The 22,152-nt window shown below is 65.6% G+C and carries 12 protein-coding genes; 8 read left to right on the forward strand and 4 right to left on the reverse strand.

Annotation, left to right across the window (positions count from 1 at the left end; translation table 11 throughout):
* The first annotated feature begins 61 nt into the window (after positions 1 to 61).
* The 7 genes from AC06DU_RS03700 (at position 62) to AC06DU_RS03730 (ending at position 10,287) form a co-directional block, all read left to right on the forward strand.
* Positions 62 to 1,228 (forward strand): acyltransferase family protein, encoded by a 1,167-nt coding sequence (locus AC06DU_RS03700; RefSeq protein ID WP_478203602.1) that lies wholly within the window; start codon positions 62 to 64, stop codon positions 1,226 to 1,228.
* 260 nt (positions 1,229 to 1,488) lie between these two features.
* Positions 1,489 to 2,211, forward strand: a complete 723-nt coding sequence (locus tag AC06DU_RS03705; RefSeq protein ID WP_016900882.1) for a GntR family transcriptional regulator — start codon at positions 1,489 to 1,491, stop codon at positions 2,209 to 2,211.
* A gap of 46 nt (positions 2,212 to 2,257) precedes the next feature.
* Entirely contained in the window at positions 2,258 to 3,535 is a 1,278-nt protein-coding gene (locus AC06DU_RS03710; protein WP_024940299.1) for a sugar MFS transporter, read from the forward strand.
* Positions 3,536 to 3,575: 40 nt separating this feature from the next.
* The gene (locus AC06DU_RS03715) at positions 3,576 to 4,643 is read left to right on the forward strand and encodes a LacI family DNA-binding transcriptional regulator (protein ID WP_024940298.1); all 1,068 of its coding nucleotides are present in this window, start codon (positions 3,576 to 3,578) and stop codon (positions 4,641 to 4,643) included.
* Between the two features lie 5 nt (positions 4,644 to 4,648).
* Positions 4,649 to 5,677 (forward strand): SIS domain-containing protein, encoded by a 1,029-nt coding sequence (locus AC06DU_RS03720; protein WP_478203603.1) that lies wholly within the window; start codon positions 4,649 to 4,651, stop codon positions 5,675 to 5,677.
* Positions 5,678 to 5,679: 2 nt separating this feature from the next.
* A complete protein-coding gene (gene nagA / locus AC06DU_RS03725) occupies positions 5,680 to 6,834 on the forward strand; it encodes an N-acetylglucosamine-6-phosphate deacetylase (RefSeq protein ID WP_024940297.1) in 1,155 nt (384 codons plus the stop codon).
* A gap of 789 nt (positions 6,835 to 7,623) precedes the next feature.
* Entirely contained in the window at positions 7,624 to 10,287 is a 2,664-nt protein-coding gene (locus AC06DU_RS03730) for a TonB-dependent receptor (RefSeq protein ID WP_478203605.1), read from the forward strand.
* Positions 10,288 to 10,467: 180 nt separating this feature from the next.
* Here the strand turns inward: AC06DU_RS03730 and AC06DU_RS03735 are convergent, their stop codons facing one another.
* Both AC06DU_RS03735 and AC06DU_RS03740 read right to left on the reverse strand, forming a co-directional pair.
* On the reverse strand, positions 10,468 to 11,700 hold the full coding sequence (locus tag AC06DU_RS03735; protein WP_434982449.1) for a multifunctional CCA addition/repair protein: 1,233 nt from the start codon (positions 11,698 to 11,700) through the stop codon (positions 10,468 to 10,470).
* Positions 11,701 to 12,773: 1,073 nt separating this feature from the next.
* Positions 12,774 to 14,747: a transglycosylase SLT domain-containing protein gene (locus AC06DU_RS03740; RefSeq protein ID WP_167708423.1), complete on the reverse strand. Its 1,974-nt coding sequence runs from the start codon at positions 14,745 to 14,747 to the stop codon at positions 12,774 to 12,776.
* A 270-nt stretch (positions 14,748 to 15,017) separates the two neighbouring features.
* Between AC06DU_RS03740 and AC06DU_RS03745 the strand changes: the two genes are divergently transcribed.
* Positions 15,018 to 17,897: a TonB-dependent receptor gene (locus tag AC06DU_RS03745; protein ID WP_478203606.1), complete on the forward strand. Its 2,880-nt coding sequence runs from the start codon at positions 15,018 to 15,020 to the stop codon at positions 17,895 to 17,897.
* Between the two features lie 917 nt (positions 17,898 to 18,814).
* On the opposite strand, the gene betA is transcribed toward AC06DU_RS03745, so the two are convergent.
* Positions 18,815 to 20,485 (reverse strand): choline dehydrogenase, encoded by a 1,671-nt coding sequence (gene betA / locus AC06DU_RS03750; protein ID WP_478203608.1) that lies wholly within the window; start codon positions 20,483 to 20,485, stop codon positions 18,815 to 18,817.
* Positions 20,486 to 20,641: 156 nt separating this feature from the next.
* Positions 20,642 to 22,114: a betaine-aldehyde dehydrogenase gene (gene betB, locus AC06DU_RS03755; protein ID WP_024940791.1), complete on the reverse strand. Its 1,473-nt coding sequence runs from the start codon at positions 22,112 to 22,114 to the stop codon at positions 20,642 to 20,644.
* Positions 22,115 to 22,152 lie beyond the last annotated feature (38 nt).

Raw genomic sequence — 22,152 nt, forward strand, 5'->3', positions numbered from 1 at the left:
TCGCCACGGGCAGCACGTCTGCAGGCCGCCTCCCCCTGCAGTCGCTGGGCAAGGAACTGCAATGAGCGCACAAACACTCCCTGCTGCAGCTGGTGCCGCAACCGCAACACCCAGGCGCGAACGCTTCCTGTCGCTGGACGTGTTCCGCGGCCTGACCATCTTCCTGATGATCCTGGTCAACACCGCCGGGCCCGGCGCGCAGCCATATGCGCAGCTGACCCACGCGGCCTGGTTCGGCTTCACGCTTGCCGATCTGGTGTTTCCCTCGTTCCTGTTCGCCGTCGGCAGCGCGATGAGTTTTGCGCTGGCCACCGGCACGCCGCACCGGCAGTTCCTCGCCCGCGTGGGCAAGCGCGCCGCGCTGATCGTGATGTGCGGCGTGCTGATGTACTGGTTTCCGTTCTTCCACCCGCAGCCCGATGGTGGATGGGCGTTCACTGCAGTCGATCAACTCCGCCTGACCGGCGTGCTGCAGCGGATCGGCCTGTGCTATCTGCTCGCGGCGCTGCTGGTGCGCTATCTGCCGCCACGCGCTATCGCGCCGGTTTGCGTCGCGCTGCTGCTGGGCTACTGGGCGTTGCTGTACGTCTTTGGCGAGCCCGGTGCGGAGCTGAGCAAGACCGGCAACGCCGGCACCCGGCTGGACCTGTGGCTGTACGGGCATGCGCATCTGTATCGCAAGGATGGCGGCTTCGACCCCGAGGGCCTGCTTGGTACGCTGTCGGCCACGGTCAACGTGCTGGCCGGCTATCTGGGCGGGCGCTTCCTGCAGCGGCACGGCAAGACCGGTGCCGCCACGCGCAGCCTGTTGCTGGCGGGCGCGGGGCTGGTGCTGCTGGCGTTGCTCTGGCACCCGGCCTGGCCGCTGTCGAAGAAGCTCTGGAGCGGGTCGTTCGTCGCCTGCACGGTAGGCCTGGATCTGCTGGCGCTGGGCGTCCTGGTCTACCTGCTGGAGTTGCGCGGCTGGAGCGGCGGCAGCGGCTTCTTCACCGTGCTGGGGCGCAACCCGCTGGCGATCTACCTGTTCTCCGAACTGTTCGTGGTGGTGCTGCGGCTGATTCCGGCCGGCAGCTCCGGGCTGGACCTGTACGCCTGGGCCGGCATCCGCGTGTTCCAGGCCATTGCGCCGGGCCCGCTCGGGTCGCTGCTGTGCGCGCTGAGCTACACGTTGCTGTGTTGGTGCGTGGGCTGGTGGATGGATCGGCGGCGCTGGTATCTGCGGCTGTGATTGCCCGACCCGGCAACGGGTGACGCAGCCCCGGCGCGCGGACAGTGCCGCACCGGCCTGATCATCGGCATGCATCCCGCCCTTGACCAGCGCGGTGGACGCCTGCGTCAGCCAAGCTTGTCATCGCTCCCGACGATCCACAGCCGCTAATGCGCTGCGGGCAAATTGGTACTATATTGGACCTAACGAATCCAAGTCGGTCCGGAGGACAGGCAATGGCCAAACCGAAAACCGAAGCCAGGACGGACACCGACCCCCGGATGGACGCGCTGACGCTGGATGCCTCCGCGCCGACGCCGCTGTATCTGCAACTGGCGAGCAAGCTGGACGAGCAGATCCGCGGCGCGCAGTGGAAGGCCGGCGAGGCGCTGCCGGCCGAGCGCCAGCTGTGCGAGCGGCTGCAGATCTCGCGGGTGACGCTGCGCCAGGCCGTGGACGTGCTGGTCGAACAGGGTTTGGTCTCGCGCCGGCAGGGCGCCGGCACCTTCGTCACCACGCAGATCCAGCACCAGCTCAGCGGCCTGACCAGTTTCAGCGAGACGCTGCGCATCAAGGGCTACGAGCCCGGCACGCGCTGGCTGGAGCGGCGGCTGCGTCCGGCGCATGGCGAAGAGATCCTGCGGCTGGGCCTGTCGCCGGATGCGGCGGTGGCCTCGCTGACCCGCCTGCGCAGCGCCGACGACCGGGTCATGGCCTACGAGCATGCGGTGTTGCCGCAGCGCATCGTTGCCGACCCGCAGCAGATCGGCGATTCGCTCTACAGCTACCTGGACGCGCAGGGCACCCCGGTGGTGCGCGCGCTGCAGTACTTCCGCGCGATCAATCTGCCCGCGCGGCTGGCCGAACACCTGCGCATGAAGACCGGCGAGGCGATCCTGCATGTGGTGCGCGTGGGCTATGCGCGCGACGGCAGCGCGATCGAATTGACCGACACCTATTGCCACAACGATTTCTACGATTTCGTCGCCGAACTGCGTCGCTGATCCAGCGCGGCGCCCCCCAACCGACAACTCAAGAGCCAGCCGATCCATGACTACCGCCAGGCCTGCAAATCCCGTTGTCTCGATCGCCATCGTCGGCGTGCTGTTCTTCATCATCGGCTTCTTCACCTGGATCAACGGGCCGCTGATCACCTTCGTGCGGCTGGCGTTCGACCTCAACGAGGTCAACGCCTTCCTGGTGCTGATGGTGTTCTACCTGTCGTACTTCTTCCTGGCGCTGCCGGCGTCGTGGATCCTCAAGCGCACCGGCATGAAGAAGGGGCTGGCGCTGAGCCTGGTGGTGATGGCGGTGGGCGCGGCCGGATTCGGCCAGTTCGCCACCCAGCGCTGGTATCCGGGCGCCTTGGGCGGCCTGTTCGTGATCGGCAGCGGCCTGGCGCTGCTGCAGACCGCGATCAACCCGTACATCAGCATCCTCGGGCCGATCGAGAGCGCGGCGCGGCGGATCGCGCTGATGGGCATCTGCAACAAGATCGCCGGCATCCTGGCGCCGATCCTGATCGGCTCGCTGGTGTTGCACGGCATCGGCGATCTGTCCGCGCAGGTGGCCAGCGCTGATGCGGCGACCAAGCAGCAGCTGCTCACGGCCTTCGCCGCCAAGATCCACGCACCGTATCTGGTGATGTCTGGCGTGCTGCTGCTGCTGGCGATCGGCGTGCTGTTCTCGCCGCTGCCGGAGCTGCGGGCCTCCGAGGCCAATGCCACGCCCGGCAGCGCGGTTGGCGTGCAGAAATCCAGCATCTTCCAGTTCCCGCACCTGTGGCTGGGCGTGTTGTGCCTGTTCGTCTACGTGGGCGTGGAAGTGATGGCCGGCGATGCGATCGGCACCTACGGCCACGGCTTCAATCTGCCGCTGGACAGCACCAAGATCTTCACCTCCTACACGCTGGGCGCGATGCTGGTTGGCTACATCGTCGGCCTGGCGTTGATTCCGGGTGTGATCTCGCAGGCGCGCTACCTGAGCGTGTCGGCGGTGCTGGGCGTGCTGTTTTCGCTGGGCGCGCTGCTGACCCACGGCTATGTGTCGGTGGGCTTCGTGGCCGCGCTCGGTTTTGCCAACGCGATGATGTGGCCGGCGATCTTTCCGCTGGCCATTCGCGGGCTCGGCCGCTTCACCGAGATCGGGTCGGCCTTGCTGGTCATGGGCATTGCCGGCGGCGCGATCATTCCGCAGCTGTTCGCCATTCTCAAACAGCACTACGACTTCCAGGTCGTGTTCGCTGCGCTGATGGTGCCGTGCTATCTCTACATCCTGTTCTATTCGCTGCGCGGTTACCGTGTGGGCCTGCCGGCCCAGGCCAAGTGAACCAGGCAGCATGATGCGTTCCGACGAACAAGGCACACCCATGCGCAGGCCCACCATCAAAGATGTCGCCGAGCGCGCCAAGGTCTCGTTGAAGACCGTGTCGCGCGTGATCAACAACGAACCGTCGGTGATGCAGGCCACGCGCGCGCGCGTGCTGCGCGCCATCGCCGATCTCGACTACGAACCCGATCCGTCCGCGCGCAACCTGCGCAGCGGCACGCCGTTCGTGATCGGCCTGGTCTACGACAATCCCAACCCGTATCACATCATCGGCATCCAGAACGGCGTGCTGGCCGCCTGCCGCGAAACCGGCTTCGGCCTGCAGATCCATCCCTGCGATTCCACCTCGCCATTGCTGGCCGAAGAACTGGCCGAATGGGTGCAGCGCTCGCGGCTGGCCGGCGTGGTGCTGACCGCGCCGATGTCCGAGCGCCCCGAGTTGATGGCCGGCCTGGCTGCGCGCGGCATCAAGAGCGTGCGCATCATCGCCGCCACCGACGATCCGGGCGACGGCCCCTGCGTCTATATCGACGACCGCGCTGCCGCCTACGAGATCACCGAGCATCTGGTCCAGCTGGGCCATCAGCGCATCGGGTTCCTGTGGGGTGGCCCGCAGCACCGCTCCAGCGGCGAGCGTTACGCCGGTTACGAGGCGGCGTTGAAGGACTACGGCATCACCCTGGACAAGCACCTGGTGATTCCCGGCGATTACACCTTCGACGACGGCTTCCGTGGCGCGCGCCGGCTGCTGTCGTTGCGCGAGCCGCCCACCGCCATCTTCGGCAGCAACGATGAAATCGCCGCGGGCGTGCTGGCCGCGGCCAAGTCCACCGGCATGAACGTGCCGTATCAATTGTCGATCGCCGGCTTCGAGGACAGCCCGTTCTCGCGCCAGTCATGGCCGGCGCTGACCACCGCCAAGCAGGCCACCGACGACATCGCGCGGCATGCCGCACGCCTGTTGATCAGCCAGCTGCGCAGCGATGCCTACGACGACCAGCCCGCGCAATTGCAGAACCGCGGCTTCGTGCCGCAGCTGGTGGTGCGCGGTTCCACTGCACCGGCGCAGACGCCGTCCGCCAAATCCCTTCCTCCCGAATCCGCCTGAGCACGATGAGCCTTCCCACCGAAACCGAGACCTTGATGTTCCGCGAGGCGGCGCAGACCGCCGACGTGGTCGCCGCACAGTTCGCCCGCAATGCCGACACCGTCGCCGCCCTCGCGCAGTCGCTGCGCGATACGCCGCCGCCGTTCGTGGTGACCTGTGCACGCGGCAGTTCCGATCACGCAGCGACCTACGCCAAGTATCTGTTCGAAACACAACTGGGCATCGTGACCGCCTCTGCATCGCCGTCGGTGGGCTCGGTCTACGCATCGCCGCTGCAGTTGCGCGGTGCGCTGTACATCGTGATTTCGCAATCGGGCAAGAGCCCGGACCTGCTACGCAATGCCGAGGCCGCCAAGGCGGCCGGCGCGCGCGTGGTCGCGCTGGTCAACGTCGAGGATTCGCCGCTGGCGCAGCTGGCCGAGGTGGTGATTCCGCTGGGCGCAGGCCCGGAAAAAAGCGTTGCCGCCACCAAGAGTTATCTCGCCTCGCTGGCTGCGCTGCTGCACCTGGGCGCGGTGTGGAAGAACGACCCGGCCCTGCTCGCGGCGGTGGAGGCACTGCCGCAGCAGTTGCGCGCCGCCTGGCAGGCCGACTGGTCCGCGCTCACTGCCGGCCTGGTGCCGGCACACAACCTGTTCGTGCTCGGTCGCGGCCTGGGCCTGGGCGCGGCGCAGGAAGCGGCGCTGAAGTTCAAGGAAACCTGTGGCCTGCATGCCGAGGCGTACAGCTCGGCCGAGGTCAAGCACGGCCCGATGGCGCTGGTGGGGCCGGGCTTCCCGGTGCTGGTGTTCGCCCAGCCCGACGAAACCGGCGCCGGCACGCGTGCGCTCGCGGCCGAATTCCGTGCGCGTGGCGCGCAGGTATGGCTGGCCGCCCCTGACGGCGACCTGCCGCTCGTGGATGCGGCGCACTCGGCCAGCGCGCCGCTGCTGACCGTGCAGAGCTTCTACCGCGCGATCAACGCGCTGGCCCTGCAACGTGGCAACAATCCCGATCTGCCGCCGCATTTGAACAAGGTCACGGAAACCGTTTGAACATGGATGCTTCCCCGATTCAAGCGTTGTGCAATGCACGCGTGCTCACCGACGATGGCTTGCAGGATGGGCTGGTGGTCCTGCTGGCCGGCACGCAGATCCAGGCGGTGGTGGCGGCCGACGATGCGCGCGTTGCGCAGGCGCATACGCGCGTGGATCTGGGCGGCGCCACCTTGCTGCCCGGCTTCATCGACATCCAGGTCAACGGAGGTGGTGGCGTGTTGTTCAACAATGCGCGCGACCCGCAGGCGCTGGCCACGATCGCGGCCGCGCATCGCCGCTACGGCACCACCGGCATGCTGCCGACATTGATCAGCGACACCGCCGAGGTGATGGCCGAGGCGATCGCCGCCACGCGCCAGGCCATCGCGCAAGGCGTGCCCGGCGTGCTCGGCATTCATCTGGAAGGCCCGTACCTGAGCCCGGCCCGCAAGGGCACGCACGACGCGCACAAGTTCCGCCTGCCCGACGCGCACGAGATTGCCGTCGATACCTCGTTGGACAACGGCGTCACCCTGATCACGCTCGCACCCGAGCGCGTACCGCTGGACGACATCCGCGCCTTCGTCGCCGGCGGCGCGATCGTGTTTGCCGGCCACACCGCGGCCAGCTACGAGCAGGCGCGCGACGGCATTGCCGCCGGCGTCAGCGGTTTCACCCATCTGTACAACGCGATGTCGCAGTTGGCCGGGCGCGAGCCCAGCGCGGTCGGCGCCGCATTGGAAGACCCCGATGTGTGGTGCGGCATCATCGTCGATGGCGTGCACGTGCACCCGGCCAGCCTGCGCGTGGCGCTGGCAGCCAAACCGCGCGGCAAGCTGTTGCTGGTCACCGACGCCATGCCGATGGTCGGTGCCGACAGCCCCAGTTTCGACCTTTACGGCGAAACCATCACCGCCGTGGACGGCGTGGTACGCAATGCCGACGGCGCACTGGCCGGCTCGGCGCTGGACATGGCCACGGCCGTGCGCAACAGCGTGCAGTGGCTGGGCGTGGATCTGGCCGAAGCCGCGCGCATGGCGTCCACCTATCCGGCGCAATGCATCGGCCTGGGCCAGCGCCTGGGCCGCATTGCACCCGGCTATCAGGCCGACCTGGTGCTGGTGGATGCCGACGTGCAGGTACTTGCCACCTGGGTGGCCGGGCAGCGCGAGTAAGTCCGCGCGCCGCCGCACGAACCCGTTCGTGCGGCGCGATGCGCTTGAAATCTTGTTTGCGGTCTTGTCTGCGGTGAACCGCCATCGTCGGTACGCTGAGGCGTGATCGTGCGTGCGTGCGTGCGTGCGTGCGTGAGTGCAGGGCATGCTTTCGCCAAGCTCCGGAAAGGCATCAGTGTCGAACGCTGGAGCAGCCAAGCAGAAGTCGGGCGCTTGCGGCGTCACGCAACGCGTAGTGCAACCGACGCGCTTTCCGTTGCAGTAGACGCTCGACGATGACTGCAGCCGCATGCGCTTGCCGCACGTCAGCACTGCAATCGCAGTGGTTTGGCAAGGCGCCGCATACACCATCCACCACAACAAAGCCTGCAACACACTCTGCATCGCAACATCCGGCTGCGCAGCCTTGTGGCATCAGGTCGCTACGCGCAGTGGTCTGCATCGTCGATGCACATGAGTGCGAACAAGATCACGCTGTCATTCCAATATCTGCATCGCCGGTGCGGTTTCAGGCATGAAACTGGGCTTTTGTGGCAGCGAGTTGACAGGCCCGGCTGCGAAAGGCACCTTCGCTGATAACGTTGTCAGCGAGCAGGAGCCACTTCTGAAATCTTGAAAGCGTTGTCGTCCGGCCGCTGGTCGGACTGGCGCTGACCCGCATGCCGCTACGGCGATGCGGGACGCTGCTCGCATCCGGCACAGGGGACGGAGTGCGGGCATGTCACGCGCACCGCGCGTTGTCGTGCAACCACATGGTTGCCACCTGACATCCGTCAAGAGGTCTACGCAATGCCGTCTTCCCGTGTATTCGAGTTGTCCCGTCACCTGTTCTGTCATGCGCACCCGCCGCGTCGTACCCCATTGAGCACTGCAGTCCGCGGCCTGTTGATCGGTGGCGCTACCCTGGCAGGTCTTGCCGCGTTGCCCGCAGGTGCGCAGGAGCAGGCTGCAGCCCCGCAGGAACAGGCGCCCGCGCAAACCAATCCCTCGGTATCCACGCTGGACGAGGTCAAGGTCGTCGGCTATCAGGCAAGCCTCGGCAAGGCACTCAACGTCAAGCGCAATGCCGATGCGATCGTCGATGCGATCAGCGCCGAAGACATCGGTAAATTCCCAGACACCAACGTCGCCGAGTCGCTGTCGCGCCTGTCCGGCATCACCGTGGATCGCCAGTTCGGCGAAGGCGAGAAGGTCAGCATCCTCGGCACCGATCCGGCACTCAATCGCGTGCTGCTCAACGGCCAGACCATTGCCTCCACCAGTTGGGGCGGCGATCCCAACGACCCGGATAGCCGCTCGTTCAACTACAGCACGCTGGCGCCGGAAGTGGTCGGCCTGATGGAGGTCTACAAGACACCGGAGGCACGCATCGACGAGGGCTCGATCGGCGGCACCGTGATCGTGCACACCCGCAAGCCGCTGGACCTTGAGCGCAACACCCTGACCGGCACGCTGAGCTACGGCTATAACGATCGTTCCGAGGAGGGCAAGCCAAATGCCTCGGCGCTGTACAGCTGGAAGAACCAGGATGAAACGCTCGGTGTGCTTACCTCGGTGATGCATTCGCAGCGCGTGTTGCGCCGCGATGGCGTGGAGATCTTCGGCTACGACAATGTGCAAGGCGCGGGGTTTCCGGCGTCCGTGGTCGGCAACAACACCGGCGTGTTTCCGACCTCGATCAACACCGCATTGTTCCAGCAGACGCGCAAGCGCGACGGCGTCAGCGCGGCGTTGCAGTGGAAGCCGGATGCCGATTTCGAGCTCAATCTGACCGGTTTGTACGTCGAGGAGAGTTTCGACAACTACAACCAGAGCCGCTACGGCTACTGGGGTTCCACCCCAGGCGATGCGCAGGCGCTGGGCTTCGAGAACGGCGTGGCGACCTCGGGTACGTTCGGCGACCAGTCCAACACCTACCTGGACGGCTACCTGCGCAACAGCGATGTCAGCACCGGCAGCATCCATCTACGCGCCGACTGGCATGGCGATGGCTGGAATGCGTCCAGCCAGGTGGGCTACACCAGTTCGCAGGGTGGAGCCGAGCGCATCTACGGCATCCAGTTCCGCAACCTCGCCGGTTACAGCTACAACATCGACGGGCGTCGCACCGCGATGGACTACAGTACCGACCCAACCAACGCGTCGGCGATGCAGCTCAACAATGCCTCGGCCAGCCACAGCCCGCAGTACGACAAGGAACGCTACCTGCAGCTGGACTTCGACCATGCGGTGGAGTGGGGGCCGTTCACCCAGATCCTGACCGGCATCAAGCTGACCAATCATGCCACCGGGCAGTCCTCCTACAGCCGCACCTGGACCCCGAACGACGGCAGCACCCTGGCCGCATTCTCGCCGGGCACCACGCCGTCGGGCTATCTGGACGGCTTGTCGACCAGCGCCGACATGCAGCGCTGGTCGACCATCAACAGCGGCGCCATCAGCCAGTACATCGGTGGCCTGGAGGGCGATGACGGCTTGCCGATCAGCTACGCCGGCAACTACAGCATCGAAGAGCAGAACCGCGCCTGGTTCCTGCAGGGAAATTTTTCCGGCGAGCGCTATCGCGGCAACGTCGGCGTGCGTTACGTGCACACCCGCGATTCCACCGATGGTTTCAGCTATGCGCCCGGTGGCGGCTATACGCCGGTCAACTTCCTCAACAGCTACGGCAAGTGGTTGCCGTCCTTCAACATCGCCTACGACCTGCGCGACGATCTGATGCTGCGCTTTGCTGCCTCCAAGGTGATCGCACGGCCGCGCTACACCAACATGACCCCGTACGTGGCCACCGACGACACCACGCTCACCGCGTCCACGGGCAATCCTGGATTGAGTCCGTACGAGTCCACCAACCTGGGCGCATCGCTGGAGTGGTACTTCTCCGACAGCAGCCTGCTCAGCGGCGAGTTCTTCTCGCGCGATATCTCCAACTACATCCTGACCACCGTGGAAGACCGGGTGTTCTTCAACAACGCCACCGGCGGCTCGAGCACCTATCAGACCTCCGTGCCGACCAACGCTGGCGATGCCAAGGTGCGCGGCGTTGCGCTCAACCTGCAGCGCAACTTCGGCAACGGGTTCGGCGTGGTGGCCAACTACACCTATTCCGATTCCAAGACCGACGGCGATTACAGCCTGCCATACAATTCGCGCAACGCCTACAACATCAGCCCGTACTACGAGCAGGGCAAATGGAGCGCGCGGGTGAATCTGGGCTGGCGCTCGGAATACTTCACCCAGATCGGCCGCCTCAACGGCCAGCAGATGACCGATGCATTCACCCAGGTCGATGCCTCGTTCGGCTACCAGGCCACCGAGCGCCTGCGCGTGGCGCTGGAAGCCACCAATCTGCTGGATGAAACCTACTTCAGCTATATCGGTAACAAGAACCAGCCGTACTACATCTACAAGAACGGCCGCTCCTTCATGCTGAGCCTGAATTTCAAGCTGTGACGTCGGCCGGGCGGCTGCTTTCGGGCAGCCGCCTTGTTGCAATGGCGGCGACTCGCGTTTGCAATGAGTCGCTGACGGTCGCCGGCGGATCTTTCGCCAGCCAGTATCGCTGCAGCAACGCTTTGCTTGGCACGGCTACATCCCTGTCGCGTTTCGACAACGGTATGCGCGATGCATCGGCTACGTGCCGGGCTTTCTTGCGGCCGCAATCGCCGCAATCCGCGCCTTCGCCAATGCCTCGCCGATCTGCGGGCCTTGCAAGCCTTGTGCGGCCAGGTCGCGCGCATTGATGGCTAGCGCAGCGGCATGCAGGCGTTTGAGTTGTTCGCCCTGTGGGTACGCGGCGTCTTCGCTACCCAGCCGGCCACGCTTGTCGGCTTCGCAGACAAGCGCGAGTTGCGCGATGCGCTCGGGGCGGCGGAACGCGTCGCAGCGCACCAGCAGCTCGTGCACGGTGCGGTCGCGTAGTTCGGCCAGGCGATGCACGTTCAAGTGTTCGCGGCAGGCGGTGATGGCGAGCTGGCGATAATCCTGCGGCACCTTGAGCCGCTCGCACAATGTCTGCAGCGGGGCAACGCCGCGCTGTTCGTGCATGATGTGGCGCGGCCATTCTTCCGCTGGTGTGAGTGCCTTGCCCAGGTCGTGGGTCAATGCGGCAAAGCCCACCAGCGCGTCGCCGGGCGCCAGTCGCGCAGCCATGTCGCTGACCATTTCCTGGTGAATGCCGGTATCCACCTCCGGATGAAACTCGGCACGTTGCGGCACGCCATACAGTGCATCGATCTCGGGCAGGATGATGCGCAGCGCATCGGTGTCGTGCAGCGTGCGCAGGAATGCCGACGGCTGCGCACTCTCCAGCACGCGGCGCAATTCCTGCCACACACGTTCGGGCACCAGGCTGTCCAGCTCGCCGCTGGCGGCCATCTCGCGCATCAGTGCTGCGGTCTCGGGCGCGACAGTGAAACCAAGCGGTGCCAGGCGTGCCATGAAGCGGGCAGCACGCAATACGCGCACGGGATCTTCGACAAAGGCCGGCCCCACGTGCCGCAGCACGCGCGCCTGCAGATCGCGCGCGCCGCCATACGGATCGAACAACTCGCCGGTGTCCTCGTCGCGTGCGATCGCATTGATGGTGAAGTCGCGGCGCAGCAGATCCTCTTCGAGCGTCACCGAAGGATCGGCATCCACCACGAAGCCGCGATAGCCGCGCCCGGACTTGCGCTCGGTACGCGCCAACGCATACTCCTCGCCGCTGCGCGGATGCAGGAACACCGGGAAATCCTTCCCCACCGGTTTGAAGCCCAGGCGTTCCATCTGCGCCTGATCGGCACCGACCACCACCCAGTCGCGGTCGCCAGCGGGCTGGCCAAGCAGGGCATCGCGGACTGCGCCGCCAACAAGATAGATCTTCATCGCGACATGATGCCCGATGCGGTGCGTGCGTCGTAGAGCGACTGATCCATTGCTTGGCTGTAGGGCCCTTGCCCACCCATCATCGCGACATGCCGCAAGGCAGCGTGGCCCATCTACGGCTTTGCGCATAGATCCGCTGTAGAGCGGGTGATGTGTGGCTTTACTGAAGGGCCCTTGCCCGCCCACCATCGTGGGACATGCCGCAAGGCAGTACGGCTTTGCGGATAGATCAGCTGTAGAGCGGGGTGATGTGTGGTTTTGCTGCAGGGCCCTTGCCCGCCCACCCTCGCGGGACACGCCGCAAGTACGTCCATGTAGGCTCTTACGCGGCATCCATGCCGCGTAAGGTCCCGCGACGGTGAGCGGGCAAGGACCAGTCGAGATGGTCGGTGTGCATGTGCAAGCAGCGCAGGACGTGCATTGCTCGGATCGCGGTGTGTCCGATCAGCCTCTTATCGCAACCTGAGCAGCAGGCAGGCTTCCAGCAAGCAAGCTACAAATCTCTCATCTGCCCAAGGTAGGTCAGGCAAAACGCTTTCATGAAGCAGCCGACCAACTTTCTGGCGCGGTGTCCTTGCCGGTTGCGGGACCGTGTGGCGGCATGGATGCCGCCACCGAGCCTCCACGGACGGATTCACGGCGTGTCCCGCAAGCGGTGAGGGCACCGCGCACTCGCCGACCCGAGCTTTCGATGCACCGAAACAACGCAACGTCGGGAAAGCTTGGTTAGCCCCAGAGCCCCAGAGCCCCAGAGCCCAGAGCCCCAGAGCCCCAGAGCCCAGAGCCCAGAGCCCAGAGCCCAGAGCCCAGAGCTCAGAGCCCAGAGCCCAGAGCTCAGAGCCTCGGAGCCTCGGAGCCTAGGAGCCTCGGAGCCTCGGAGCTTGAGAGCTTGAGAGCTTCAGAGCTTCAGAGCTTCAGAGTCTGAAGCCTCAAAGCCCGAAGCCTAGGAGCGAACGAAAGGCGAGTACCAGAGCGGCATCGTCTGCCCTGCGCCCCAGGCCAAGACAACTACGCGCAACCGCGCAAGCACGATCACCTCATCCGGCCGCCATGCCCGGCGGCTGACTGGGAGCTCAGTCCTGCGCCGCGTTATTGGTCGCCTGGCCTGGCGTGCACACCGGTTTCAGGCGCTTGTCCACCAGCTTGCCCATCAGGCGATCGCTCAGCGGCAGCATGTCGCCGTTGAGCCGCCAGTCGTAGATCACGCTGAAAGCCAGCACACGCGCGACGTACTCACGGGTTTCCTTGTAGCTGATGGTCTCGATCCAGAAGTCCGGCTCGAAGTTGGGCCGTTGCGATTGCCAGCGCCCGGTCGGCCCCGGGCCGGCGTTGTAGGCGGCGATGGTGAGGTAGGGCAGGCCGTAGGTATTGAGCAACTGGCGCAGGTAGGCGGTGCCGATGGCGATGTTGGTGTCCGGCTCGTACAGACTGGTGGCGCCCGCGTAACCAGGCAGGGCGATGCCCTTGGCCACGGCCGCGCCGGTGCCCGGCAATACCTGCATCAGGCCCATCGCGTTGGCTGGCGAGCGGGCGCGCGGATTGAAGATGCTTTCGGCACGGATCTCCGCTGCCACCCAGGCCGGGTCGATCGCGTTCTTGGCCGCTTCGCGGCGAATGCTGTCGTCGTGATGCAGCGGAAAGCGCAATGCATACAGGCGTTGTTCGTCCGGCTGCTTGCCGAGCGCGAACACTGCGCGATCGAACCAGCCATTCTCGCTGGCCACCTGCACCGCCAGCCGGCGCTGGGTGTCGTCGAAGCGGCTTGCGGCATCGTTCCACTCGGCCACGGCCCAACCGGGGCGGTCGATCTGGAACAAGGCGATGGCGCGGAGCAACGCCGGATCGCGCGCGACGGCGGCCTTGGCCTGCGGGGTGTCCTTGGGCTCCCACGGGCACAGCCGATAAGGCTGCTGCAGACGATCGGCGGCCAGGAAGCCGTGGAAGGTCGGCGATTGCGCGGCTGCGCGATACAGCGGCTGCGCGGCCGCGGCAGCGCCGGTCTTCTCGGCCAGGCGCGCCTCGAAATACTGCCAGCGCGAATCGCTGCGCTGGGTGGCGGGCATCTTGCGGATCGCCGCCAATGCCGCCGGCCAGTCGCCACGCGCCATCGCCTCGCGCGCGCGCCATTCGTGCAGGCGCTCGTCGTACGAGGCATCGGGCACTGCATTGAGGCGACGCGCCGAATCCGGCAGGTACGACGCCACCGTCCACAGCGCGATCTGGTACAGCACCTGGCCGCGCTGCGCCTCGCTGAAGCCGAGCGCGCTGGCCAGCTGCGGCAACTGCTGCTCGGCCGCATCCGGGTCGCTCTTGGCCAGCTTGGCCAGGCCATCGACTGCGATGCGCCGGCTGCGCTCGGTCCTGGGCCAGCTCGATGCACGTGGATGCACCTTGTCCAGAAACGCGGCGTAGTCGTTGGCCAGGGCCAGATCGGCTGCCGGCAGACCGCGTGCGGCCGTGCGCATCACTGCGGGCAGTTGTGCATCGGCGGCCGCCTCCACGCGCTCCCAGCGCAGCGCCGGAATGAGCTCGCCGCGCGACTCCAGCCCGGCGACCACCGGATCGCAGGCATCGGGCAGGCCCTTGCCGGTACGCCATAACGTCAACGCATCGCGACTCCACTGCGCATCCAGCTTGCCGGTTGCCTGTCGCGCGGTCAGCTGCGCACAGCGCAGGCCAACGTTGTCGGTGGGTTTCCAGTTGGCCAGCAACGTGGTCCAGTCCTGACGACGCGCCACTGCCGGCAACCAGGTGCTGCGGAAGCTTTCGGCCACCGGCTGGCCTGCATAACGCTGCAGGAATCCCTGTGCCTGCGTGTTGGAGACGTTGTCGATGTTGCGCTTGAGCGTGGCAAATTCCAGCCAGCCATAGAGCGGGTGACGGCTCAGAGCACCGAGCTGACCGGCATCGGACTGGCCGCGCTCTGCGGCGGCGATGGCATCGCGCATGGCGGTCAGTTGCGGGTCGAGGCTTTGGGCATGCAGCGTGGTGCTGCCAAGGCACAGCAGGCCGACGAAAACAGTGGCAAGACGGGGGGCATAAGTCATTGCGCGATGATACCGAAGCGCGCCTGCGCACCTGAGTGAATACGCGCAGGATCGATGCCCGCCAGCGTTGTCGTCAGCGACATGCGCCGCAAGGTGCAGACGCGTGCCGTTGGCGTGCGCTTGTGGTCTGCGGCCCGGCGTGCAATGCGAAGCGTCTCTCACTGCTACATGGTTGGCTTGCGGGGCGTTAAGGTTTCGTTTAAAAGTTGGGGCGGACCGCAGGGCACGGGGGCGTGCGGACACTTAGCAGTCCTTCTGGAGAGAGAAAGGATGAAGCGTCTGATTGGCTCCCCGCGGTCATGCCTGGCCGTGCAGTTGTCGTTGTGTCTGGTTCCCACACTCGCTTGGGCGCAACAGCCCGAGGCCGCCCCGAGTACGCGCACGCTCGACAGCGTGCAGGTCACCGGCACCCGCATCAAGACCGCAGAATTGCAGGGCCAGGTGCCGATCCAGACGCTCAACCGCGCCGACATCGAACGCACCGGCCTGACCTCGATCGGCGAGGTGCTGCAGGAACTCACCGCGTCGGGTTCGGCGCTCAACGCCAAATTCAATTCGTCCGGCAACTTCGGCTTCCCGCCCGATGGCGGCGGTGTGGGCGCCGGCTCGGCGCAGGTGGATCTGCGCCATCTCGGCTCCAAGCGCGTGCTGGTGCTGGTCGATGGCATCCGCTGGGTCAACGAGTCTTCGGCCTCCGGCGTGGGCTCGTCGACCGATCTCAACACCATTCCGTTGGCGATCGTGGAGCGCATCGAGGTGCTCGAAGACGGCGCCTCGTCGCTGTACGGCTCCGATGCGATCGCCGGCGTGGTCAACATCATCACCCGGCGCAGTTTCGACGGTGCGCAGGTCACGCTCAACTATGGGCAGTACGGCAAGGGCGACGGCGCCAACCAGGGCATGGACCTGGCCTGGGGCACCAGCGGCGAGGATTTCAGCCTGTTTCTGGGCGCCAGCTACGTCAAGCAGGATCCGATCTACGCACGCGACCGCGCGCAGGCCCGCTTCCCGATCCCGGGCACCGGGCTGACCTTTGCCAGCTCGGCAACGCCCGATGGTCGCTTCCAGTTCGTCGACCCCAACACCGGCGTGCGCCAGAACCTCACGCCCAACGCCGGCGTCGGCACGCCGCAATACGACGGCAGCGCCGGCTGTACGCGCAGCGACGACTACCACTGTTTCGGCACCGCAGACCGCTACAACTTTGCCGAACAGAACCTGTTGCTGACACCGTCCGAGCGCAAGGGCGTGTTCGCGCAATTCCGCTATTACTTCAACGACGACGTGCAGTGGTACGTCAAGGCGCTGGGCAACCGGCGCGAGTCGACCAACCAGGCCGCGCCCGAGCCGATCTTTCTCGGCCCCGATGCCGGCACCGGCAATCCGCTGGCCGACAACATCGTGATTTCGGCGCTCAATCCGTTCAATCCGTTCGGCTTCGAGCTGAACTCGGCTACCAACTTGATCCAGATCGGCCGCCGCCCGGTGGAAGGTGGGGCGCGCCGTTTCGAGCAGCAGGTCGACACGCAATACTTCGGCACCGGTCTGGTGGGCACCTTCGAAGGTGCGGCGCGCACCTGGTTCTGGGACATCAACGGCATGTACAGCAAGAACAAGGCCGAACAGACCAACTACGGCAGTTACAACCTCTACAACATCAACCTCGGCCTGGGCGATCCGGCCGCATGCGCGGCGGTGGCCGGCTGCGTGCCACTGGATATCTTCAGCGGCGCCGGCAGCATCACGCCGGAGATGTTGCGCTGGATCCAGCCGGTAGTGCGCGACCGCAGCCAGAACGAGTTGAGCCTGTTCACCGCCAATCTGAGCAGCGAGCTGTTCCAGCTGCCCGGTGGCGCGGTGTCGTTCGCCACCGGCTACGAATACCGCAAATACGAAGGGTCCTACCAACCCGATCCGCTCACCGTGGCGGGACGCTACAACGGTGTGCCGTCGTTGCCGACGTCAGGCAGCTACGACGTCAACGAGGCCTATCTCGAACTCAATATCCCGATCTTCGCCAATGCGTCGTTGGGCGACAAACTCGACCTGAATATCGCTGGCCGTTATTCGGATTACTCCACTTTCGGTGGTGAGTTCACGCCAAAGTACGGCTTGCGTTGGCAGGTCACCGATGAGCTGGTGCTGCGCACCAGTTATGCAGAGGGCTTCCGTGCGCCGACCATCGGCGAGCTGTTCGGTTCGGCCGCGCGCGCCGATCTGCAGTTGTCCGATCCGTGTTCGATCGGGCTGGGCGGCGCCGCGCCGCGCGGCAGCGCCGCGAACTGCGCATCGCTCGGTGTGCCGGCCGGCTATCAACAGGCCAACCAGCAGATCTCGGTCACCACCGGCGGCAATGAGCAACTGGATCCGGAACGTTCGCGCAGCTTCAGTGCCGGCTTTGTGTTCAGTCCTGGCTTTGCCAGCAATGCCAGCTGGTCCGACCGCCTCGACCTGGAGATGACGTTCTATCGCCATCATGTCGATGGCGCGATCCAGGCGATCAATGCGCAAACCCAGCTGGATTTGTGCGTGGATACCCTGGACGCGCTGTATTGCAATGGCATCGGGCGCGCCTCCACCGGCGGCATCAATGCATTCAACAACCGGTTGACCAATCTCGGTTCGATCAAGACCGACGGTTGGGATGTGGACCTGTTCTGGACGCTGCCGGAAACTGGGTTGGGGCGATTCAAGTTGTCCTGGCAGAACACCTTTGTGGGCCGCTACGAGGCACTCGGTGCGGCAGGGCAGCGCCAGCCGCAGGGGCCGGGCATCGAAGTGGTGGACAGCGCGATCCCCGAGTGGACCAGCAACGCGGTACTGGACTGGTCGCTGGGCAACTGGACCGCATCGTGGACGGCGCGCCACATCTCCAAACTCACCGAGCAATGCGGCGATGCGGTGGAATTTGCGGTGTGTTCCGATCGTGCCACAGGCACCAATCGCCTGGATGCGATCACCTACCACGATGCACAGCTGGGTTATCGCGTCGATTGGCTCAAGGGGCTGCAGCTCACGGCCGGCTTGAACAACGTCTTCGACAAGGACCCGCCGCTCTGCCTGTCGTGCTCACTCAATGGCTACGACGCCTCTACCTACGACATCCCCGGTGGACGCTTCTGGTATGCGCGGGTCGACTTGAAGTTTTAGTCCATCAGGTCGGGTCGGTCGTAAAGCGGAGAGCGGCTGATCTGCGGCTTGGCTGCAAGGCCCTTGCCCGCCCACCATCGCAGGACACGCCGCAAGTACGTCCCTGTAGGCTCTTACGCGGCATCCATGCCGCGTAAGGTCCCGCGACGGTGAGCGGGCAAGGACCATCGAAGATGGTTGGTGTGCATGGTTGCAAGCAGTGCATGACGTGCGCTGTTCGGTAATAGCGCATCCGATCAGCTTCCCGATTCAATCCGAGTAACAAGCAGCTTTTCACACGACCACCGATCCACTCTCTAGTGCGGTGTCCTCGCCGATTGCGGGACCGTGTGGCGGCATGGATGCCGCCACCGAGCCTACAAGGACGTACTTGCGGCGTGTCCCGCGAGCGGTGAGGGTGCCGCGCACTCCACTAACCAAGCTTTTGATCGCATCTAAACGGCGCTACGACTCTAAATCTCGGTTGTCTTGAAGTGCTTGGAGAGTGTGGATAGATCAATTGCAGAGCGGTTGATCTGCGACTTCGCTGCAGGGCCCTTGCCCGCCCACCATCGCAGGACACGCCGCAAGTACGTCCCTGTAGGCTCTTACGCGGCATCCATGCCGCGTAAGGTCCCGCGACGGTGAGCGGGCCAGGACCCGTCGAGTTGGTCGGTGTGCATGGTTGCAAGCAATGCATGGCGTGCGTTTTTCGGTAATGACGCATCTGATCAGCTTCGCAACGCAACGAGATCAGAACACGGTCTTTTAGCAAGCAACATGCAAATGTTCTGGTGCGGTGTGCTCACCGATTGCGGGACCGTGTGGCGGCATGGATGCCGCCGCCGAGCTTACAAGGACGTACTCGTGGCGTGTCCTGCGAGCGCTGAGGGCACCGCGTACTCGACCCAGGGTGGCGCACCGCGTTTTTTCTAGCATCACCCGCGCACAGGTGCATCGCCGGCCACGTAGTAGTCGGCGGTGCTGCGCGGCAGTGGCGTGCGGCCACGCATGCGGTCGGCGATCTTCTCGGCGATCATGATGGTGGTGGCGTTGAGGTTGCCGGTGATGATGCGCGGCATGATCGAGGCATCGATCACCCGCAGGCCCTCCATGCCGTGTACGCGGCCCTGTCCGTCGACCACCGCCATGTCATCGGTGCCCATCGCGCAGGAGCAGGACGGGTGATACGCCGTCTCTGCGCGTGCGCGCACGAAGGCATCCAGCTCGGCATCGGTCTTGCAGTCCGCGCTCGGGCTGATTTCACGGCCACGATAGGCATCCAGTGCGGGCTGGGCGATGATCTCGCGGGTGATGCGGATCGCATCGCGAAATTCCTGCCAGTCCTGATCGGTGGACTGGTAGTTGAACAGGATCGACGGATGCTGGCGCGGGTCGCGCGACTTGGCATGCACGCGCCCGCGGCTGGGGGTGCGCATCGAGCCCACATGCGCCTGGAAGCCGTGTTCCTTCACCGCATTGCTGCCGTTGTAATTGATCGCCACCGGCAGGAAGTGATACTGGATATTGGGCCAGTCGAACTCTTCGCGCGTGCGGATGAAGCCGCCGGCTTCGAACTGGTTGCTCGCCCCGGTGCCGGTGCCGGCGAACAACCACTGCGCACCGATGGCTGGTTGATTCCACCATTGCAGTGCCGGGTACAACGACACCGGCTTGGTGCAGGCGTACTGGATGTAGACCTCCAGGTGGTCCTGCAGGTTCTGGCCGACGCCGGGTAGGTCGTGCACCAGCTGCACGTCGAGTGCGCGCAGCAGGTCCGGCGCGCCGATACCGGAGCGTTGCAGTAGCTGCGGCGAGGCAATCGCGCCAGCACACACCAGCACTTCGCGGCGCGCATGCGCGTCGATGCCCTCGCTGCTGTTGCCGACCAGGTAATGCACGCCGATCGCGCGCTTGCCGGCAAACAGGATGCGGTCGGTGGTGGCGTGGGTGACGATGTGCAGGCCATCGCGCGGACGTGCCATGTCCAGATAGCCGCGCGCGGTGCTTGCGCGACGCCCCCGCGGCGTCACCGTGCGGTCCATCGGCCCGAAGCCTTCCTGCTGATAGCCATTGAGATCGTCGGTGCGCGGGTAACCGGCCTGCACGCCGGCGTCGACCATGGCATGGAACAGCACGTTGTTGTCGTTCTTCGGCGTGGCCACGCTGACCGGGCCTTCGCCGCCGTGATAATCGTTGGCGCCGATGTCGCGTGTCTCGGCCTTGCGGAAGTACGGCAACACGTCGCGGTAGCTCCAGTCTTCCAGTCCCGGCCGCTTGGCCCAATGGTCGAAATCCAGTGCATTGCCGCGGATGTAGCACATGCCGTTGATCAACGACGAGCCGCCCAATCCCTTGCCGCGCCCGCATTCCATGCGTCGGTTGTCCATATGCGGCTCCGGCTCGGTCTCGTAGGCCCAGTTGTAGCGACGGCCCTGTAACGGGAACGCCAGTGCCGCCGGCATCTGGGTGCGGAAATCCAGCCGGTAATCCGGCCCGCCGGCTTCCAGCAGCAACACGCTGACGCCCGGATCTTCGGTCAGGCGCGCGGCCAGCACGTTACCTGCCGAGCCGGCGCCGATGATGATGTAGTCGTATTCGCGTTGCATGGGGTTCTCCTTGTTGCGGTGCCGGTGTGAAGCGGCTTTCAAGACGATTGCGCGGTGGGCGGCTGTTCTTGTTCGAAATGGCGGCGCGGTCTACAGGATTCAGCTCGCGCAGCTCGCCGGTATCGCCGGCGACGGCTGCCAGGTAGCGGCGGCCGGTCAAAACACCGACGCGTAGCGCTCCAGTTCGACCTGGATGGATTTGGTGCGGGTATAGGCCTGCAGCGTGGCCAGGCCGTTTTCGCGACCCACGCCGGATTGCTTGTAGCCGCCCACCGGCATCGCTGCCGGCGACTCGCCCCAGGTGTTGATCCAGCAGATGCCCGCCTGCAGGCGATGGATCAGGCGATGCGCGCGCGCCAGGTCGGGTGTCACCACACCTGCGGCCAGGCCGTAGGTGGTGGCATTGGCGCGCGCGATCGCTTCGTCTTCGTCGTCGTAGGTGAGCAGGCTCAGCACCGGGCCGAAGATCTCCTCGCGCACGATGGTCATCACGTCGGTGCAGTCGCTGAAGATGGTCGGTGCGACATAGCAGCCCTGTGCCAGCGCGCCATCGCGCAGACGTTCGCCACCGCACAGCAGGCGCGCACCCTCGGCCTTGCCCTGTTCGATGTAGTCCAGCACGCGCTGCATGTGCGCGGCGCTGACCAGCGGGCCGAAGGTGGTGCGCGCGTCCAGCGGGTCGCCGATGTGGATGCGTTGCACGCGTGCCAGCAGCCGCGCCTCGAAGGCGTTGCGCAGCGCGCGCGGCACGAACACACGCGTACCGTTGGTGCAGACCTGCCCGGAGCTGTAGAAGTTGGCCATCATCGCGATGTCGGCGGCCAGATCCAGATCGGCGTCGGCGCAGACGATCAGGGGCGACTTGCCGCCCAGTTCCATGGTCACGTCTTTCAGCGACGAACTCGAGGCACTGGCCATCACCTTGCGCCCGGTCGCGGTGCCGCCGGTGAAGCTGATCTTTTCGATCTGCGGGTGCTCGGTGAGCGCGGTGCCCACGCTGGCGCCGTCGCCGGGCAGCACGTTGAACACGCCATCGGGCAGGCCGGCCTCGGTGAAGAGTTCGGCCAGCTTGAGTGCGGTCAGCGGTGTCACTTCGCTGGGTTTGAAGATCATCGCGTTGCCGGCCGCCAACGCGGGCGCGGCCTTCCACAGCGCGATCTGGATCGGGTAATTCCACGCGCCGATCGCGCCGACCACGCCGAGCGGCTCGTGCCGCGTGTAGAAGAAGCTGCCTTCGCGCAGCGGTACCTGTGCGCCCTGCAGCGCCTGCGCCACGCCAGCGTAGTACTCCAGCACATCCGCGCCGGTGACGATGTCCACGCTGCGGGTTTCGCTCAGCGGCTTGCCGGTGTTGAGCGTTTCCAGCTCGGCCAGCGCATCGTTGCGCTCGCGCAGCAATGCCACCGCACGCAGCAGGATGCGCGAGCGTTCCACCGCGGTCAGTGCCGCCCATTGCTGCTGGCCGGCCGTGGCGCTGTCGACCGCGGCATCCAGGTCGTCGGCACCGGCGTTGTGCACATTGGCCAGCACCTCGCCGGTGGCGGGGTTGACCACCTCGAAGGTGTGGCCGCCGCGGGCGGGAACGTAACGGCCGCCGATATACAGCAACTGGTCGGGAAAACGTGGCATGACAAACCTCCTGTGGGGCGCACGCGGCAGCGGCGGCA

This window comes from Xanthomonas sp. NCPPB 3200 (genome assembly GCF_056393585.1).

Bases quoted from the DNA above. Each gene is read 5' to 3' on its own strand.
- AC06DU_RS03700 (WP_478203602.1), top strand. From the start codon at position 62: ATGAGCGCACAAACACTCCCTGCTGCAGCTGGTGCCGCAACCGCAACA.
- AC06DU_RS03705 (WP_016900882.1), top strand. From the start codon at position 1,489: ATGGACGCGCTGACGCTGGATGCCTCCGCGCCGACGCCGCTGTATCTG.
- AC06DU_RS03710 (WP_024940299.1), top strand. From the start codon at position 2,258: ATGACTACCGCCAGGCCTGCAAATCCCGTTGTCTCGATCGCCATCGTC.
- AC06DU_RS03715 (WP_024940298.1), top strand. From the start codon at position 3,576: ATGCGCAGGCCCACCATCAAAGATGTCGCCGAGCGCGCCAAGGTCTCG.
- AC06DU_RS03720 (WP_478203603.1), top strand. From the start codon at position 4,649: ATGAGCCTTCCCACCGAAACCGAGACCTTGATGTTCCGCGAGGCGGCG.
- nagA (WP_024940297.1), top strand. From the start codon at position 5,680: ATGGATGCTTCCCCGATTCAAGCGTTGTGCAATGCACGCGTGCTCACC.
- AC06DU_RS03730 (WP_478203605.1), top strand. From the start codon at position 7,624: ATGCCGTCTTCCCGTGTATTCGAGTTGTCCCGTCACCTGTTCTGTCAT.
- AC06DU_RS03735 (WP_434982449.1), bottom strand. From the start codon at position 11,700: ATGAAGATCTATCTTGTTGGCGGCGCAGTCCGCGATGCCCTGCTTGGC.
- AC06DU_RS03740 (WP_167708423.1), bottom strand. From the start codon at position 14,747: ATGACTTATGCCCCCCGTCTTGCCACTGTTTTCGTCGGCCTGCTGTGC.
- AC06DU_RS03745 (WP_478203606.1), top strand. From the start codon at position 15,018: ATGAAGCGTCTGATTGGCTCCCCGCGGTCATGCCTGGCCGTGCAGTTG.
- betA (WP_478203608.1), bottom strand. From the start codon at position 20,485: ATGCAACGCGAATACGACTACATCATCATCGGCGCCGGCTCGGCAGGT.
- betB (WP_024940791.1), bottom strand. From the start codon at position 22,114: ATGCCACGTTTTCCCGACCAGTTGCTGTATATCGGCGGCCGTTACGTT.